This window comes from Nitrincola alkalilacustris (genome assembly GCF_008973755.1).
GTDB classification, from domain to species: Bacteria; Pseudomonadota; Gammaproteobacteria; order Pseudomonadales; family Balneatricaceae; genus Nitrincola; species Nitrincola alkalilacustris.
Map to the genome: position 1 here is coordinate 1 of NZ_WBOM01000005.1, position 17950 is coordinate 17950.

General features: G+C 55.1%; 16 protein-coding genes. 13 read left to right on the forward strand and 3 right to left on the reverse strand.

All coding sequences use genetic code 11. From position 1 onward, the window contains the following. The first annotated feature begins 65 nt into the window (after positions 1 to 65). Positions 66 to 1613 carry an IS1182 family transposase gene (locus tag F7R27_RS10165; protein WP_151704159.1) on the forward strand — a complete coding sequence of 516 codons (1548 nt, stop codon included), beginning with the start codon at positions 66 to 68 and terminating at the stop codon, positions 1611 to 1613. Between the two features lie 102 nt (positions 1614 to 1715). Here F7R27_RS10165 and F7R27_RS10170 read toward each other — a convergent pair whose 3' ends face one another. Continuing rightward, positions 1716 to 1991, reverse strand: coding sequence for a hypothetical protein (locus F7R27_RS10170; protein ID WP_151704160.1), 276 nt, complete (start codon positions 1989 to 1991; stop codon positions 1716 to 1718). 32 nt (positions 1992 to 2023) lie between these two features. Further along, positions 2024 to 2644, reverse strand: coding sequence for a ribonuclease T (gene rnt / locus F7R27_RS10175; RefSeq protein ID WP_151704161.1), 621 nt, complete (start codon positions 2642 to 2644; stop codon positions 2024 to 2026). Between the two features lie 191 nt (positions 2645 to 2835). On the opposite strand from rnt, the gene F7R27_RS10180 reads away from it, so the two are divergent. The 11 genes from F7R27_RS10180 (at position 2836) to F7R27_RS10230 (ending at position 16130) form a co-directional block, all read left to right on the forward strand. Further along, entirely contained in the window at positions 2836 to 3696 is an 861-nt protein-coding gene (locus F7R27_RS10180; protein WP_151704162.1) for a flagellar protein MotY, read from the forward strand. A gap of 160 nt (positions 3697 to 3856) precedes the next feature. Continuing rightward, positions 3857 to 5083 (forward strand): argininosuccinate synthase, encoded by a 1227-nt coding sequence (locus F7R27_RS10185; protein WP_151704163.1) that lies wholly within the window; start codon positions 3857 to 3859, stop codon positions 5081 to 5083. 153 nt (positions 5084 to 5236) lie between these two features. After that, the gene (locus F7R27_RS10190; RefSeq protein WP_151704164.1) at positions 5237 to 6814 is read left to right on the forward strand and encodes a response regulator; all 1578 of its coding nucleotides are present in this window, start codon (positions 5237 to 5239) and stop codon (positions 6812 to 6814) included. A 127-nt stretch (positions 6815 to 6941) separates the two neighbouring features. Beyond that, a complete protein-coding gene (locus F7R27_RS10195; RefSeq protein ID WP_151704165.1) occupies positions 6942 to 7979 on the forward strand; it encodes a hydroxymethylglutaryl-CoA reductase in 1038 nt (345 codons plus the stop codon). Then, on the forward strand, positions 7976 to 9031 hold the full coding sequence (gene fni, locus F7R27_RS10200; RefSeq protein WP_151704166.1) for a type 2 isopentenyl-diphosphate Delta-isomerase: 1056 nt from the start codon (positions 7976 to 7978) through the stop codon (positions 9029 to 9031). Before F7R27_RS10195 ends, fni begins: the two co-directional genes overlap by 4 nt. Before the next feature lie 15 nt (positions 9032 to 9046). Beyond that, positions 9047 to 10213, forward strand: coding sequence for a hydroxymethylglutaryl-CoA synthase (locus tag F7R27_RS10205; RefSeq protein ID WP_151704167.1), 1167 nt, complete (start codon positions 9047 to 9049; stop codon positions 10211 to 10213). Continuing rightward, positions 10213 to 11259: a mevalonate kinase family protein gene (locus tag F7R27_RS10210; RefSeq protein WP_151704168.1), complete on the forward strand. Its 1047-nt coding sequence runs from the start codon at positions 10213 to 10215 to the stop codon at positions 11257 to 11259. The genes F7R27_RS10205 and F7R27_RS10210 overlap by 1 nt, the downstream gene beginning before the upstream one ends. Then, positions 11237 to 12205 carry a mevalonate kinase gene (gene mvk, locus F7R27_RS10215; protein ID WP_240776340.1) on the forward strand — a complete coding sequence of 323 codons (969 nt, stop codon included), beginning with the start codon at positions 11237 to 11239 and terminating at the stop codon, positions 12203 to 12205. The genes F7R27_RS10210 and mvk overlap by 23 nt, the downstream gene beginning before the upstream one ends. After that, positions 12192 to 13184, forward strand: a complete 993-nt coding sequence (mvaD, locus tag F7R27_RS10220) for a diphosphomevalonate decarboxylase (protein WP_151704169.1) — start codon at positions 12192 to 12194, stop codon at positions 13182 to 13184. Before mvk ends, mvaD begins: the two co-directional genes overlap by 14 nt. Before the next feature lie 16 nt (positions 13185 to 13200). Then, positions 13201 to 15588, forward strand: a complete 2388-nt coding sequence (locus F7R27_RS10225; protein ID WP_338088397.1) for a DNA polymerase II — start codon at positions 13201 to 13203, stop codon at positions 15586 to 15588. A 26-nt stretch (positions 15589 to 15614) separates the two neighbouring features. Further along, positions 15615 to 16130, forward strand: a complete 516-nt coding sequence (locus F7R27_RS10230) for a retropepsin-like aspartic protease family protein (protein WP_151704170.1) — start codon at positions 15615 to 15617, stop codon at positions 16128 to 16130. Between the two features lie 161 nt (positions 16131 to 16291). Here the strand turns inward: F7R27_RS10230 and F7R27_RS10235 are convergent, their stop codons facing one another. Then, positions 16292 to 17158, reverse strand: a complete 867-nt coding sequence (locus tag F7R27_RS10235; protein WP_151704171.1) for a LysR family transcriptional regulator — start codon at positions 17156 to 17158, stop codon at positions 16292 to 16294. A gap of 107 nt (positions 17159 to 17265) precedes the next feature. On the opposite strand from F7R27_RS10235, the gene F7R27_RS10240 reads away from it, so the two are divergent. After that, positions 17266 to 17928, forward strand: coding sequence for a glutathione S-transferase (locus F7R27_RS10240; protein WP_151704172.1), 663 nt, complete (start codon positions 17266 to 17268; stop codon positions 17926 to 17928). Positions 17929 to 17950 lie beyond the last annotated feature (22 nt).

Genomic DNA, 17950 nt, shown 5'->3' on the forward strand with positions numbered 1-17950 from the left:
TTGGCTGACGCGACAGACAAAGGCTAGAATCAGGTAACAGAACTTTACCTCACAGGTGGCAAGGGATGGCGCGGTATAAACACTACGATTACAACCAAACCAAGATGATCCCGCTGCGGTTTGCGGATCAGATCCAGCCTGGCACATTCGAATATACACTCAATCATGTCGTGGATAACGATCTCGATCTGAGTGTGTTTGAATCCCGCTATCGCAATGATTACAACGGTGCCCCGGCCTATGATCCGGCGATTCTGCTGAAGGTGGTATTGTTCGCCTACTCCAGAGGCATCACCAGCAGCCGTAAAATTGCACAGGCTTGCCGTGAGAATGTCCAGTTCATGGCCCTGTCAGCCGATAGCCAGCCGCATCACAGCACGATTGCCGACTTTATTTCCCGCATGGATGAAGTGATTGCACCGCTGTTCATGCATGTTCTGATGGTGTGTGATGGCCTGAACCTGATCGGTCGGGAGATGTTTGCCATTGATGGCTGCAAGATGCCATCCAATGCGGCCAAGGAGTGGAGCGGTACGCGTGCAGAGTTGAGCCGTAAGCAAGCCAAGATCGACCGTGCTGTGGAGCGGATGCTGAAGGCGCACCAGCAGGGCGATCAGCAGGATCAGCCAGTTGACATCACCGCTCGTGAACAGGCCCAGATCGAAAAACTGGAAAAGGTGTCAGCCAAGATAAAAAAGCACTTGGAGACTGCCCCTGAACGGCTTGGCCAGCGGGGTACACCAGTCAAAGGGAATATCACCGATCCTGACAGTGCCAAGATGAAGACATCGAAAGGCGTCATTCAGGGCTATAACGGCGTCGCCGCAGTGGACAGCAAACACCAGATCATTGTTCATGCCGAAGCCTATGGCGCAGGGCAGGAACAGCACACTCTGAAGCCGATGTTGCTGGGCATTCGGCGTCAGTTCAAGCAATGCGCGGGTGATGAGCACATCCTGCAACAGGCCCGGATCACGGCGGACAGCGGCTTTCACAGTGAAGCCAATATGAAGCTGATCTATCGCCTCGGTATCGATGGTTACATTGCTGACAATCAGTTCCGCAAACGTGATCCCCGGTTCACAGACTCCATCACCTTCAATGAGGCTAAAGCCCAGCGCCGCAAAGAGCGTGGCGGTCAGGTGGCGAAGCGCTTTACACCGGGCGACTTTGACTATGATCCGGTGACGGAAACCTGCCGCTGCCCGGCTGGTAAGCCGATGTGGAAACGCTTCAAGGGGCAGATAGCCGAGCAGGACACGATCAGCTTCCAGGGGTATCGGCAGCACTGCGGGGCATGTGCGTTGAGGCATCAATGCCTGCGTCGGGCCGATCAAGTGGATGGACGTCAGGTGCGCTTTATCCTGAGTGATCGCAAGACAGTGCCGGGCTTTATCGAGAAAATGAAGCAGAAGATCGACAGCCCGATGGGACGGCATATCTACAGCCAGCGACTAGGCACGGTGGAACCGGTGTTTGGCAATCTGGAAAGCAACAAGGGGATGAATCGGTTTACTCTGAGAGGCAAAACCAAGGTCAACGCCCAATGGATGATGTACTGTATGGTGCATAATATCGAGAAGATCGCGACACAGGGGCAGCAAAGCCATTAAGTGGCAATTGGTGCTGCTAATGGTGCGTTGAGCGCATCAAGTTCTGAATACAGGCTGTTTGAATGGGTGATTGAGTTTATCAGTTCGAGCAGAAAATAATCATCAGAATAAAGGGCGGGCTGTTGATGCTGGGGATTTTGATTTCAAAATGTCTAATCCGACAGGCTCGTTGGGTACATGCATGAACACGCTGCTGTAGCCCATTTCGTTAATAACTGCCTTCAACAACTCCAGTTCAAATCCTGCCCCGTCCTGCATCTGAATGTAGGGCGGTTTGTCCATGCCAACGAGAATGCTCAGGATTTTGTCCTGCGCAATCGCCAGGGGAGCCAGCAGGCACAGGGTAAAAAAGATGAGTAGTGACCTGAAAACACGCATCAGCTTTCCTCATTGTCGGCGTTGGTGTTTGATCAGTCTCGCGTTTGCAAGACCAGATCCCACCCGCCGAGGTCTTTCCAGCGATTCACAATCAGGCAGAATAGCTCAGCTGTTTTCAGTGTATCATAGAGTGCAGAATGGGCCAGTTTGTTGTCGAACTCGATACCTGCGACGTCGCAGGCCTTGGCTAGAACCGTCTGTCCGAATGCCAGGCCTGCCAGCGTGGCGGTGTCAAAGGTGGAGAAGGGATGAAAGGGGTTGCGTTTGATCTGGCAGCGCTCGGTTGCACGATTGACAAAGCCATGGTCGAATGAGGCGTTATGGCCAACCAGTACAGCACGTTTGCAGCCGTTGGACTTGATCGCTTTGCGGATCGGCTTGAAAATGGACTCCAGTGCGGCGGCTTCATCGATCGCATTGCGTGCAGGGTCATCGGGATTGATGCCGGTGAATGCCAGTGCTGATGGTTCCAGATTGGCACCGGGGAATGGTTTGATATTGGCGCTGTAGCTCTGGTCGACCAGGAGATAGCCGGTCTCATCCATGGTCAGGGTGACGGCGGCAATTTCAAGCAGGGCATCGGTAGTGGCGTTGAAACCGGCGGTTTCGACATCAACAACGACCGGGAGATAACCGCGGAAGCGGTCAGCCATCAGGCTAAATCCGTCTGTGGGAGTCAAACGTAATCCTTAAAAACAGGTAAATGAGTGGCCGATATTGTAACAGTTGCCGAACGGCATTCAAAACCGGATCTAAAGGAACGGGCCGGCCGGCCGATAGTTCGAAGGATGTCGCAAGGTATGATTCAAGGGTTTTCAGGGCCAGGAGTGCAAGTGCGCATACTATGACGAAACTGTGGTTCTTCCGGCTGATGGCTATTGCAGCGCTGGTGCCTGTTCAGGCTGCGAGTGGTGCAACCTTTCGTGCGCCGATTGATGATACCCGCTGGGAGATAGAAGCATCGCACTTCGAGTGCCGTATGATGCATCAGATTCCAGCGTTCGGCTATGCCATATTTGAGCATGAAGCGGGCGAAACACTGAACTTCAATCTGGTACCGACTCAGCAGCAACAGATTCAGGGCACAGTGAGATTGATCGCAGAGGCGCCATCCTGGCAGCCCGGTATCGTTCCGGAAATCATCGGCGAAATGCCTGTTCAGTCTGGACGAGTTCGGGTAAATGGCAGTAGCGCAACTCAGATGATGGCAGCACTTTATCGGGGGCTGAGCCCGACTTTCAGCGGCCAGAACTGGTATCAGTCGGCCCAGCCAGTCAGTGTGGGTATCTCGTCGGTCAACTTCAAATCCGCTTACAGTGACTATATGGACTGTGTGGCTCAATTGCTGCCGGTCAACTATCGCCAGATTGCCCGAACCGCTGTGCTCTTTCCGTCTGCGCAGGTTATGCTGTCGGATGCGACCAGGGATCGCCTGGATCTGATCGTGCAGTATGTACAGCACGATGATACGGTCACCACCATCTATGTCGATGGCCACAGTGACAATGTCGGCAGGCGTCTTCTGAACCGTGATCTGTCCAAGCGTCGTGCTGAGGAAGTGACCAATTACCTGTTGCAGCGGGGTATTGATGAATCTATGATCATTACCCGTTATCATGGTGAGCGTTATCCGGTCGTGGCGAATAATACGCCGGAAAACAGGACCAGAAATCGTCGTGTCACCATACGCCTTGAGCGTGAATAGAGGCGTGCTGGCCCGCTTTCTGTTAAAATTCCCGACTTGTTTGTCGTAAGTCCGAATTTGTAGTCAGAATTAAGTTATCAAAGATAATTAATCCGAATTTAGTAACTCAGATGACCGGCTCCTTGACAGGCCAGCCGGTTTCAGTGATCTGGAGCGTTGTATGTCCGAAATCAAAAAGGTCGTGCTGGCTTATTCCGGCGGCCTGGATACTTCTGTAATCGTGCGTTGGTTGCAGGATACCTATAATTGCGAAGTGGTAACCTTTACGGCTGACATAGGTCAGGGTGAAGAGGTGGAACCAGCGCGCAGCAAAGCTCAGGCGCTGGGTGTCAAGGAGATCTACATTGAGGATCTGCGCGAAGAGTTCGTGCGCGATTATGTATTCCCGATGTTCCGTGCCAACACCATCTACGAAGGCGAATATCTGCTGGGTACGTCCATTGCGCGCCCTCTGATTGCCAAACGCCTGATCGAGATCGCCAATGAGACCGGTGCAGATGCCATCTCTCATGGTGCTACCGGTAAAGGTAATGATCAGGTTCGTTTCGAGCTGGGTGCCTATGCGCTCAAGCCTGGCGTCAAGGTGATTGCGCCCTGGCGTGAATGGGATCTGACCTCGCGTGAAAAACTGATGCAGTATTGCGAAGAGCGCAATATTCCGGTTGATTTCGCAGGCAAGAAAAAGAAATCTCCCTACTCCATGGATGCCAACCTGCTGCATATCTCCTACGAAGGCGGCATTCTGGAAGATCCCTGGGCAGAAGCTGAAGAAGAGATGTGGCGCTGGAGCGTCAGCCCTGAAGCAGCGCCTGATGAGCCGACCTATCTGGTACTGACTTACAGCAAGGGCGATATCGTTGCGATCGATGGCGAGCAGATGAGCCCGGCTACCGTGCTGGAAACGCTGAACCGTATCGGTGGTGCCAATGGTGTTGGCCGTCTGGATATCGTCGAGAACCGTTTTGTCGGCATGAAGTCACGCGGCTGTTATGAAACACCGGGCGGCACCATCATGATGAAGGCCCACCGTGCGATTGAGTCTCTGACTCTGGATCGTGAAGTGGCGCATCTCAAGGACTCGCTGATGCCACGCTACGCCGAAATGATCTATAACGGCTTCTGGTGGTCTGAAGAGCGCAAGATGATGCAGCAGATGATCGACTTCAGTCAGCGTCATGTGAATGGTGAAGTGCGCGTCAAACTCTATAAGGGCAGCGTATCTGCAGTGGGTCGTCGTTCTGATGACAGTCTGTTTGATGAAAGCATTGCTACCTTTGAGGATGATGCCGGTTCCTACAATCAGAAGGATGCCGAGGGCTTCATCAAGCTGAATGCGCTGCGTATGCGGATCGCAGCCAGCAAAGGGCGTAATCTGCTGGATGATTGATCAGGCGCTGCCTGCTTTGAAACAAGCCCCGCTCTCTGCGGGGTTTGTTATTTCAGTCCGATGCCGGTATAAACTGGCTAGTGCTCTGATTTTCATGCTACTTTTTAACAACCTGAGATCAGGGGGCGTTGCAGTCACGTTCAGGTTGGAGTTATGACCAATACCTTTGCCGAACACTCGGTACTGATAGTCGAGAAGAATCTGGAGCAGTTGGAAGAACTCAGGGTGATGCTGAGTGGCTACGGCTTTGTGGATATTCAGGTTGCTTCGTCTGTGAATATGGCGGTCAGTGTGCTGACCTCGACGGTCATCGATGTCTGCTTTATCGCCTATGATCTGGGCTCCCGCGAAAAAAATGGCCTGCAGGTGCTGCAGGAGCTTCATGTTGCTGGCCGGCGCCAGTTCTCCACCTGTTTCGTTCTTGTCATTGATCCTGAGCGCTCAGAACTGCTGTTCGGCTCGCCCGAAAACTCTCCTGATGGCTACATCTCCAAACCCTATGATCCTGTGAGAATTCGCTCTCGGATCGAGAAAATGCTGCGTGCAAAGTCTTATCTCAAACCCGCTGAGCAACTTTTGGATACCGGGAAGTTGCAAGAGAGCTATGAGTGCTGTGACAGAATAGCGCGACAATTTCCGGGGCTGCAGGGGCAGTTGCAGCGTTTGAAGGGTATGATTCTACTGGAAAAAAAGGATTTCGCCGGCGCACTGTCCCTGTTTGAGGAGATGGTGCGCGTCCAAGACAAGCCCTGGGTCAGGGTGGCGATTGGCATCAGCAGTTTTCATACGGGTAACTATCAGCGCTGTCGTGACGAGATGCAGGGTGTGATTGATCAACAGCAGGTGTGCGTTGAGGCGTTTACCTGGATGGCCAGACTCCATTGGCTGATGGGCGAGCGCAACCAGGCACTGACTCTGCTGCGCAAGGCAGTGATGTTGCAGCCGACCGTTCCTCTTCTGCAGGCGGAGCTGGCCAGCATGGCGGCTTACTCATCAGAGTGGCGCATGGCTGCGGATGGATATCGCGCCGCAATCGAATATGCGCGCTACTCACCCTTTCAGCGTGCTGATTACTATATGGGTTATGTACGTGTGTTGCTGAAACAGATAGAGGAATCCAGAGGCGATAACTCAGCACTGGTGGCCGATGCGATCAGGATGCTGGAGCTGGCTCGGCATGATTTTGTGGATAATCTGGGCATCCGTTTCAAGAGTCGCTTGCTGGTATCCGAACTTTATCGCAGCAAGGGCGAGCCTCGCAGTTCTGATCTGGTTGCGTCTGAAGCAGTACGGCTTTTTGAGCGGCTGGATCTGTCCATGCAGGCGGAATGTATGGATCTGCTGGTGGATGGACTGGAAAGAACAACCCAGGATGTCGTCTGTAAGCAGCATAAACAGGATGTGGCGCGTCAGTTGACCACCATGGAGTGGGGGAGGGCCAATATGCGCGGGCTGATGGGGTTTCGCAGCCGTGAGCTGAATGAAGCGTTCGTGCAGTTCAAGTATGCCTACAGCCTTGTGCCCGATAATATTGCTGTGGCACTTAATCTGCTGCATGCTGGGCTGGAGTTGTTGAAATCCAATGCTGATACTGATCCAGAAGTGCTCACCAGTTGTGCAGCTGTTGTGACAGGGCTTGATTTCGGTGCCTTGAGCAGCCGTCAGTTGCAGCGATATCAGACGCTCGCTGAGCGTTTTGCGCTGCAGTTGCGACCGGCAGAGATTGCATAACGCGGTAGGGGTGGATAAAATTTTCACCTGAGGGTTGCAGGGCTTGTGGCCCTTTTTTTGTTTATGTCAGGATGACGCTGTACCCCGTGCACAGGCGTGCATCGAAGGGGTGGTAACTCAAAACCTTATGAAGTCGCATAAAATACTTCAGGCACCTGTACCCATGCGCTGGGTCGGGCCTTTGAAAATCACGGGGCAAACGCTGAATGAAAGCATCAGCGTTCCCCTGGCCACCTATGAAACGCCTTTGTGGCATTCGGTCGGCAGAGGTGCGCGAGTATCGGTGCTGACGGAAGGGATCAATACCAGTGTGATCGACGAGCGGATGACCCGCTCGATTCTGTTGGAAGCAGACGATGCCATGGCAGCCCATCAGGCGGTGACTTCAATTAAGCTGCGACAGGCAGAGCTGGATGCGGTTGTCGCTCAGAGCAGTCGTTTTGCGCGCCTGATCGATATGCACAGCCAGATTGTCGGTAATCTGCTCTATCTGCGCCTTGAGTTCACTACCGGCGATGCTTCTGGCCACAATATGGTGACCAATGCGGCCGACAGACTGATTCCCTGGATACTGCAGCAGTATCCCAATCTGAGATACAGTTCCATCTCCGCCAACTATTGCACTGATAAGAAAGCCAGTGCCGTGAACGGGATACTGGGGCGCGGTAAATATGTCGTCAGTGAAATAGTGATCCCGCGCAGCCTGTGTGAGCGTAGACTCAAGACCACACCGGAAAAGGTGGTGGATCTGAATATCAAGAAAAACCTGATCGGGACGATGATTGCCGGTGGCCTGCGCAGCGCCAATGCGCACTTTGCGAATATGCTGCTGGGTTTTTATCTTGCGACAGGGCAGGATGCCGCCAATATCATCGAGGGGTCGCAGGGTATGGTGCATGCTGAACTCCGAGGCGAAGATCTTTATTTCTCCTGCACCCTGCCTAACCTGATTGTCGGCAGTGTCGGTAATGGCAAGGGTATCGATTTCGTGGAAGAGAATCTGCGCCTGCTCGGTTGTCGCGAAGAGCGCGAACCAGGTGCCAATGCGCGGCGTCTGGCTGCTATATGCGCCGCGACTGTACTGTGTGGCGAGTTGTCTTTACTGGCGGCTCAGACCAATCCAGGTGAGCTGATGGAAGCTCACCTCAAACTGGAGCGTTCATGACCGATCAGACCAATGATCGAAAGATCGAGCACATACAAGTGATTCGAGATGATCCGGCCACTGATCGCTCCAAAGCTTATTTTGATCGCATACATCTGATGCATCGTGCCTTGCCTGAACTGGATTTGAGCCGTATTGATCCCTCCGTCGAATTTCTTGGCAAAAAGTTGCGTTTTCCACTGCTGATCTCCTCCATGACTGGGGGGGATCATGATCTGGTCAGAACCATTAACCAGAATCTGGCGACGGCAGCCGAGCGTTGTCAGGTGGCGATGGGTGTTGGCTCGCAGCGTGTCATGTTTACGCAGCCGGCGGCGCGCGCAAGTTTTGACCTGCGTGGGTTTGCACCGACCACCGTATTAATTGCCAATGTCGGCGCGGTTCAGCTTAACTATGGTTTTGATGCACAACGCTGTCGCGACGTGATGGATGTTTTGGGTGCCGATGCGCTGTTTCTGCATCTTAACCCCTTGCAGGAGGCGGTTCAGCCGGAAGGGGATACCAATTTTTCCGGTATTGCCGATGCGATAGGGCGGTTGCGGCAGGCACTTGATAAACCAATTATTTTGAAAGAGGTGGGTTCCGGCCTCTCTCCGGCAGATATTCAACTGGGGCTGGATCAGGGTATCCGCTATTTTGATATCGCCGGTTCCGGCGGGACCTCCTGGAGCCGTATCGAGCATCATCGACGCTCTGATAAGAGCGCCGATACGAGCACCGATCAAAGCACAGGTCTCGGTGTCCGTTTCCAGGACTGGGGGTTGCCGACACCTCTGGCATTGAAACTGGCAGAGCCATTTCTGGATCGTGCAACGCTGCTCGCCAGTGGTGGTATCAGAGATGGGATTGATATGGCGAAATCTGTTATACTCGGCGCCACGCTTTGCGGGGTCGCAGCACCATTGCTGCAACCTGCCATGGAATCAGCAGATGCGGTTGTGGCTGTGATAGAAAGACTACACCGTGAATTTATTACAGCGATGTTTCTACTCGGTACCCCAGATCTGGCAACCCTGTACAGGAACAAAGCGCTTATCGTCGAAGAGCGTTGAGGAAAGAATCCGGATATGTCTGTTGGTATTGACGAAATCAGCTTTTATACGTCCAACTATTTTCTGGACCTGAGGACGTTGGCTGAAATGCAGCAAACGGATCCTGAGAAGTACTATACCGGTATTGGCCAGGAAAAAATGGCCATGGCCGCGCCAGATGAAGATGTCGTGACGATGGCTGCCAATGCGGCGTTGCCTATTGTAGAACGTATTGGCCCCGATGCCGTGACGACGCTGCTGTTTGCGACGGAAACCGGTATTGATCAGTCCAAGGCGGCGGGTGTTTACGTGCACCGTTTGCTTGGGCTAGGTTCGCGTTGCCGAGTCGTGGAGCTCAAGCAGGCCTGTTACAGTGCGACAGCTGCCGTACAGATGGCCTGTGCGCTGGTGGCGCGCAAGCCTGGCAGTAAAGTGCTGGTGATCGCGTCCGATATTGCACGCTATGATCTCAACACGCCGGGCGAAGCAACCCAGGGGTGTGGTGCTGTTGCAATGCTGATCAGTGCCGATCCCCGAGTTGTTGTGATTGATCCCGAAGTGGGCAGTTACACCGAAGATGTGATGGACTTCTGGCGCCCGAACTATCGCTCTAATGCGCTGGTCGATGGCAAGTACTCCACCAAGATCTATCTCAAGGCGCTGAAAAAGGCCTGGGAATATTTCTGTGAAGAGAGTCGCAGCTCGTTTCGCGATTTCAACTATTTCTGTTATCACCTGCCGTTCAGTCGCATGGCCCAGAAAGCTCATCAGCATCTGGCCAAGTTGTGCCGCTGCACCCTGGATGCTGCCGAGATTGAGCAACAGATCGCCGACACCCTGCATTACAATCAGTTGATCGGTAACAGCTATACAGCGTCCATCTATATCGGACTTTGCTCTTTGCTGGATAATGCGAAGGAGAGTCTGTCGGGTAAGCGTATCGGTTTCTTCAGTTATGGTTCGGGTTGTGTGGCGGAGTTTTTCTCCGGTACGGTGGTGGATGGCTATCAGGAACGGCTGCATACGGCGGATCACACCAGGATGCTGAATGCGCGCCAGGAAGTGAGCTACGATGAGTATCTGAAGCTCTATCACTATCCTGATCCACAGGGTGGCGAGAGTCTGGTGTTGCCTCATTCAACCACCGGTCGCTTCCGTCTGGCGGCGATATCCCATCACAAGCGTGAATACGTGCCCTGCTGATGCCTGCTGCGGTTGCCCCCGGGAAGATCATCCTCAGTGGTGAACACTCGGTTGTTTACGGGGCGCCCGCGCTGGCGGTAGCCGTCCGACAGCATATTCGTATCGATCTGCTTCCCGGTGCAGTGGCCGGTATCAGCTGGCGCAGCCCGAAAGGGCGTCTTGTCAGCCATGATGCTGCGTCCCTGCAGGCACTGGTAGCGCGTCTTGATCAGCATCATCAGCAATTTCTTGAAGGCAATCGCGCCGTTGAATCGATCATGTCGAGCCCGGAGCAACTGCTTTTCTATGCGATTGCACAGGCGCGCAGACTCACCACGGCTGATTCAGTCCTTGATTCAGTCCTTGATTCAGAATTGCTGACCCGCTCTGAAATGATCGTCGATTCGACCTTGCCGCTGGGTGCTGGTATGGGCTCTTCTGCCGCGCTGGTGGCGGCCGCGCTGGTACTCTTTGGTCAACACCTGGATATGACCCACGAGCAGCGGATCGAACTGGCCCACGCGGTGCGCCACTGCGAACGGTTGCAGCATGGTCGTGGCAGCCTGATCGATGCTGCGGCGGTGTGCTGTGGTGGGCGGGTCAGGCTGAAAGCGTCTGTGATCACGCCGGTCGATGGACCTGGTCTGGGTGATGGCTGGTTCTGGATCAATACCGGCAGCCCAGTGGTCAGTACCGGTGTCTGTGTTGAGGCGGTGCGCACGCGTTTTGCTGATGATCAGCCGCTCTGGGATCAGTTTGCAGTGACAACTGAGGCGCTGATTCAGGCCGATACTGATACACAAAGAGCCGCTCTGGTGCAGGAAAATCATCGTCTGTTACAGCATATCGGTGTGGTGCCGTCTGTCGTCAGTGCCTTTGTTGAACAGCTTGAAGCGCATGGCGGGGCGGGTAAGATCAGTGGTGCAGGCAGTGTGCGCGGAGAAGCTGGCGGTTTGCTGCTGGCCTGGTTGCCACAGGGAGATCCGGGCGAGCTGGCGATGCCACAGCACTGGCGCTGGGGAAAACTGGAAGAGGAAACACAGGGTGTCAGTTACATCGGTGATTAGAGTCTCGGCGCCCGGCAGTGTGATGCTGATGGGCGAACATGCGGTGCTGCACGGCCATCTGGCGATTGCTTGCGCGGTGAACAAATACATTCATCTGCAGCTGACGCCGCGCACGGATGATCAGGTAGTGATCGACACTGCGCTGGGTAGTTACAGCGGTTCTCTATCCAGACTTATGTCGCCGGTAGAGATATCTGCCTCACCAGAGGAGCAGCGCTTGAGTTTTGTGCTGGCGGTTGTTCGCCACTGGGCGGCCGATCTGCCGAGTGGCTTTGAGCTCACGATCGTATCGGAATTCTCCCATCAGGTTGGGCTCGGCTCCTCTGCGGCTGTGACCGCTGCGTTGACGGTTGCGCTGTCTGAGTTTTCGCAGCTGCGCCTCACGCTGGAGGAGCGCTTCGATGCTGCGCTGGCGGTGGTGCATCAGGTGCAGCAGGGAAGAGGCTCGGGAACCGATCTCGCAGCGAGCCTTCAGGGTGGTCTGATCGCCTATCGTACCGAACCACGACAGATCACCGCACTACCCGGTGTTCCGCCCATCGCGCTCTGGTATGCCGGTTACAAGATGAAAACGCCGGATGTGCTGGCCTATGTAGAGACGCGTGCGGAGCAGCAGCCAGCCCTCTATCAGGCGCTCTATACGTTGATGAACCAGACCGCAGAAGCCGCTGAGCAGGCGATCCGCTGCGAGGCCTGGCCCCAGTTGGGACATCTGATGAATATCTATCAGGGGCTGCTTGATGCGCTGGGTGTGAATGATGCGACCCTGTCGGATATGATCTATCGCCTGCGTGCGGATAAGCAGGTATTGGGCGTGAAGATTTCAGGCTCGGGTCTTGGCGACTGTATCATCACATTGGGCAGGGCAAGCGTCGATATCCCTTATCAGGCGATACCCGTGGGTATCTCACCGACAGGAACTGAGGTCAGTTATGAACAAGCTTGATGTGATCAATCTGCTGGTCCCCCATCCGGTGCAACCCCGAGCGGTGGAGGAGCAGTTCGCGCCGAGTAATATTGCACTGTGCAAATACTGGGGTAAGCGGGATCGTGAGCTGAATCTGCCGGTGAATGCCTCCCTGTCTGTGTCGCTCAAATCACTGGGTAGTCGTACACGTCTGAGCCCGATAGATGGGCTGGCCGATGAGGTATGGCTCAATGGCGAGCGGCAACGCCCTGAAACCATGTTTGCCAGCCGCGTGTCTGCGTTTATCGATCTGTTTCGTCAGCACAGTAGCTTCTCCCTTAAGGTGGAGACGCACAACAATATTCCCACCGCGGCGGGGCTGGCGTCCTCTGCTTCCGGTTTTGCGGCGCTGGCGCTGGCATTGAATGAGTGTCTGGATCTGCAGTTGAATCCACAGCAGCTGTCGGTGGTGGCGCGCCTGGGTAGTGGCAGTGCCTGTCGCTCGGTTTTTGATGGCTTTGTGGAGTGGCGCATGGGCCAGCGTGAAGATGGCATGGACAGCCATGGTATTCCTCTGGATCAGCAGTGGCCGGATCTCTGTATCGGCTTGATCAAGGTGGATGCTTCAACCAAGGCGGTGGATTCGCGCGCCGGCATGCAGCGCACGCTCGAAACCGCCCACCTGTATCAGAGCTGGCCGTTGCAGGCCGCAACCGATCTGTCACGTCTGCAGCAGGCGATAGAAACACAGGATTTTGCTCTGCTGGGTGAGTGCGCCGAACAGAATGCGCTGTCTATGCACGCCACCATGATCGCCTCCTGGCCGCCACTGCTCTACTGGCAGCCTGACTCCATCACCGCGATGCGCCAGGTGTGGCAGCTCCGACAGGAGGGGTTGCCTGTCTACTTCACGATGGATGCAGGCCCTAACCTGAAGTTGCTGTTTGAAGCCTCTGCCAGGGAGGTCCTGCTGGAGCAGTTCCCCGGCATGGAGATCGTGCAGCCTTTCTGCGCGTGAAACAGAGCCTGAAACGGTGTCTGCCCCCGTACCTGAACCCGTGCTTGAATCAGCACCTGAGGCACAGATGCTGACCGGCTTTCCACTCTCTCGCCAGCAGCGCGATGGCGCGCAGGGGCTGGAGTTGACCTACTGGTTACAGACACCTTCAGGTGCTGAGCGAGTGGTGATTCACGGCGAGCGGGCAGTTTTTTTCGTGCTGCAGGAGCAGCGTGAGGCGGTTGAGCAGGCGTTAAAGGAACTCTCTGGCTGGGAGTGGCGCGATCTGGACCTGTGCGATTTTCAGCAAAGGCCCGTTGCGGCAGTGTACACCCCAACCCTCTCTCTGCTGCATCAGGTTATTGAGTGTTTGCAGGCGGTGCATCTGACTCTGATGGAGGAGGATATCCGTCCGGTTGATCGCTATCTGATGGAGCGGTTCATCTTTTCCGGTGCCACTGTTTATCAGCAGCAGGGCCGATATAGTCTTAGGGCTGCAGACTACCACCCCCGCTTTCGGCTGCTGTCGCTGGATATCGAAACCACCATGAAGGCGGATCGGATTTTATCCATCGCGCTGGAGTCAAAGGGCGTCGAGCAGGTGCTGATGCTGGGCAGGGGCGAGGATACGGATCTGATCCGCTACCTGCCGGATGAGCGTCTGTTGCTGCAGTGCTTTGTACATCGGGTGCGCGAGATAGACCCCGATATCCTGATCGGCTGGAGTGTGATCGGTTTCGACCTGCGTGTGCTGCAGGCCAGAGCCAAGGTGTGTGGCGTGTCTCTGCTGATCGGTCGTGACCAGCAGCCAATCCGGGTGGAACAGTCGGGACTTGGCAAATGGTATGCCCGCATCGGCGGGCGGGTGGTGCTGGATGGGATCGATACCCTGAAAGGGGCGACATGGCAATTTGAGCGTTACAGCCTGGAGTTTGTTTCGCGAACCCTGCTGGGAAAGGGTAAGGCGATTGATCATGTGGATGATCGCGGTGCCGAGATTCAGCGCCTCTATGCCGAAGATAAGCCGGCGCTGGCGCACTACAATATCGAGGACTGCCGTCTGGTCACTGAAATTTTCGACAAGACCGGGCTGATCCCCTACTTGATTGAGCGCAGCCGGTTAACAGGACTGTCGCTGGACAAGGTCGGCGGTTCGGCGCAGGCGTTCGATAATCTTTACCTGCCTACTTTGCATCGCAGAGGCTATGTGGCACCTGAGTATGCCTCCGGTCAGTCGGGGCTCAAAGTGCCGGGTGGCTTTGTCATGGAGTCCCGTCCCGGTCTTTATCAGCATGTGCTGGTGCTGGATTTCAAGAGCCTGTACCCGAGCATCATCCGCACCTTTCAGATCGATCCGATGGGGCTAGCAGAAGGGCTGAAGTCCGGCGTGGCCGAAACGGATCTGGTGCCCGGTTTTCATGGTGCGATTTTCTCGAAACGGTACAATATTCTGCCTGGCATCATCGAACATTTGTGGCAGGCGCGGGATAAAGCCAAACAGCAGGGGAACTCTGCCCTGTCTCAGGCGATCAAAATACTCATGAATGCCTGCTACGGGGTGTTGGGCTCCAATCAGTGTCGCTTTTACGATCAGCGCCTGTCCGCGTCCATCACCCTGCGCGGGCACCAGATACTCACCCAGACAGCCGAATATATCGAGACGCAGCTGGGGCACCGTGTGATCTACGGCGATACCGATTCGGTGTTTGTCTGGCTGGGTGACAACTGGTCGGATCAGGACACGGCAGCCTATGGCGAGCAGTTGGTTAGCCGACTGAATGACTGGTGGCGGCAGCAGATTCAACAACGATTCGGACTGGATACCGCGCTGGAACTGCAGTTTGAGACCCACTACGAACATTTTCTGATGCCGCGCATGCGCCATTCAGAACAGGGCAGCAAAAAACGCTACGCCGGTGTCAAAAGGCTGGGCGAGGGTAAGACCGAGCTGGTGTTCAAGGGGCTGGAGCAGGTGCGCAGCGACTGGACCCGTCTGGCGCGTGACTTCCAGCATCAGCTTTATGGGCGTATTTTTGCCGGTGAGCCATGGCAGCCGCTGGTGCGTAACACGGTTGCAGAGCTATTGGATGGCAAGCGAGATCACGAGCTGATATACCATCGACGTCTGCGCAGGCCTTTGCAGGACTATCAGCGCAATGTACCACCGCATGTCCGTGCTGCACGGATGCTGAATGAAAGATGTCGTGCCGAGGGGTTGCCTGAGGCGCTGCGACAGGGCGACAGTGTCAGCTATCTGATCACCGTGAACGGCCCGGAACCGCAGGAACTGAGACAGTCGCCGATCGATTATCAACACTATCTGGATCGGCAACTGATGCCGGTGGCTGATACGATACTGCCCTTTCTGGGGGAGACTTTCACGGAAACGGTGGCTCCGCAGAGAGATCTTTTTGATCAGGGTTAAGTCAATAACTGAACAGGGAAATGACGATGCAAGATCCAGACAGTACACGACGCACCACCGCGCGCCTGATGACCTACCTGTCCTGGATAGCACTGCTGGTTGTGCTTGCAATGTTCTTCAACCAGTACACCAATAAGCGTGATAATCCTAATCAACTGCTCATCAGCAGCCCTGGTCTGGCTTCGGAAGTGGTGCTCAAGCGCAGCCGCTCAGGTCACTACACAGCACCTGGCCTGATCAATGGTGAACCGGTGGTATTTCTGCTGGATACCGGCGCCACAACCGTAAGTGTTCCCGAAACGGTGGCACAGCGGATCGGTTTGCAACGCGGTGCTCCGGGCAGAGTTAATACGGCTAATGGTGTGATCACGGTATACCAGACTCAACTGCAGTCGGTCAGTCTCGGTGGTATCGAACAGCAGGGTGTGCGTGCCCACATCAACCCCCATATGCCGAGCGAAATCGTACTGCTCGGGATGAGCTTCATGCAGCATCTGGAGATGGTGCAAAGTGGGGATACGCTGACGCTGCGTATTCCTTGATCGCTTTTTAGAACTCTAGTTTTGGAGTTCGAACTGGCTGTATTGATGAAGGATCGTGCCACTGGCCTGTGCCGGGTACCGGGTGTGCCTATCCGGGGTCGGCATAAATCCATCCATGGAGCCTGGACCGCAACATCCCTGTTGCGGACTCCTCCGGATAGTCACCCCCGGCACACCTCAACCAGTGCCTGCAATTTGGGTGGACAGCTTCGTCCTTTCGGATAGACCAGTGTCGAGAAGAAGGGGTAGGGCGTACCAGTCACTGTCTGATGTTTCAGACTCCCCTTTGTCAGATCATCCTCAACGGCACAGCGAGGCAGCAGCCCGACACCCATATTGGCCAGCAGGCAGCGGCGGATCACCTCGACATTGGAGAATGTCTGGCGTGGTTTGAGAGTCAGGCCCTGGGAGCGGAAGTGCACCTCAGCGGCAACCCGGTAACTGCAGGCTGCTTCCGTCGTGATCAGAGGTTCACGGTTGAGTTGCTCCAGCGTGATAGCGCCGGCCTGATGGCGGCTCGGATGGCAGACGAAAATCACATCCTCTGCATGCAGTCTGTGATTGACCCACTCGGGGCTCTCGACCTGGCTGACCAGAATGGCGGCATCCAGTTCACCGCAGCGAAACGCCTCAATATGGTCATAGGGCTCATGTTCCAGCACCACTTCCACCTGAGGGGCTGAAGCCTGAAGAGCATTGATCAACGCAGGCAGGCGATAGATGCACATGGAGCTGGGTGCAAATAGCTTCAGTGTGCCACCGGGTTCGTGGGCAATCGTGCTCGCCTGTTGGCTGATCTCTTCCGACAGGGCCAGAAATGAGCGCAAGCTGGGCAGCAGTTGCTGCGCGGCGGCGCTGGGGATGATACCGCGACCGGCGGGTTCGAGCAGCGCAACACCCAGCTCTGCCGACAGCTCTCGTATCTGGGCAGAGATGCTGGAGGGTGCGAGGTGCAGCTCACGTGCAGCCCGCTGAACACTGCCGACCTCCATCACTTTGAGCAGACTGCGGATCTGGCGCGGTGTCATTGTGCAATTTCTCCGAATAATTTGGTTAAAAATATTCGCTTTTTTTGTGCTTGTCATCTGTTTTATGCTTCATGAACTAACCCAACAGATGGCAGAAGGAGCACATCATGCAGCTTTACATCGCTTATAAGAACTATTCATCCTGGTCTTTACGTCCTTGGATCGCCATGAAAGTTGCAGGAATTCCATTTGATGAAACGCTTTTGCCGTTTGCTCACAGTGATGCGCTGAAGCAGCTCAGCGAGCGCTATCAGATCCCTGCGCAGGTGCCGGTGCTGGTGGTGAATGAGGGGGGAGCTGATGAACTGGTGATCTGGGACAGTCTCGCGATCATGGAGTATCTGGCCGAAACCTTCCCTGATCGCAAACTCTGGCCAGAAGAAAAGGGATTGCGCTCACTGGCACGCAGTGCAGCAGCAGAGATGCACAGTGGATTTTCTGCACTGCGTAGCCATTTCCCGATGAACTGCCGTGTGCAGAAGCAGATTCAGCCGAATGCGGAGGTGCTGGCCAATCTTGAACGACTGGCGCAGATCTGGGCACATTTTGAGCGGGCGAAAAAGCCTGAAGGACCCTTCATGTGCGGACATTTCAGTATCGTCGATGCGATGTATGCGCCGGTGATGTGGCGGGTTCGCGGCTATGGCTTGAAGGTATCGCCTGCGTTTGATCGCTGGGCGCAGGCGATGTTTGAACTGCCCGAGATGCAGGCATGGTATGTCAGCGCTCAGGATGAGTCCTGGACCATGCCGCACTACGAGGTTAATTAACCTCGCTTTTTTCAGAGCAGTT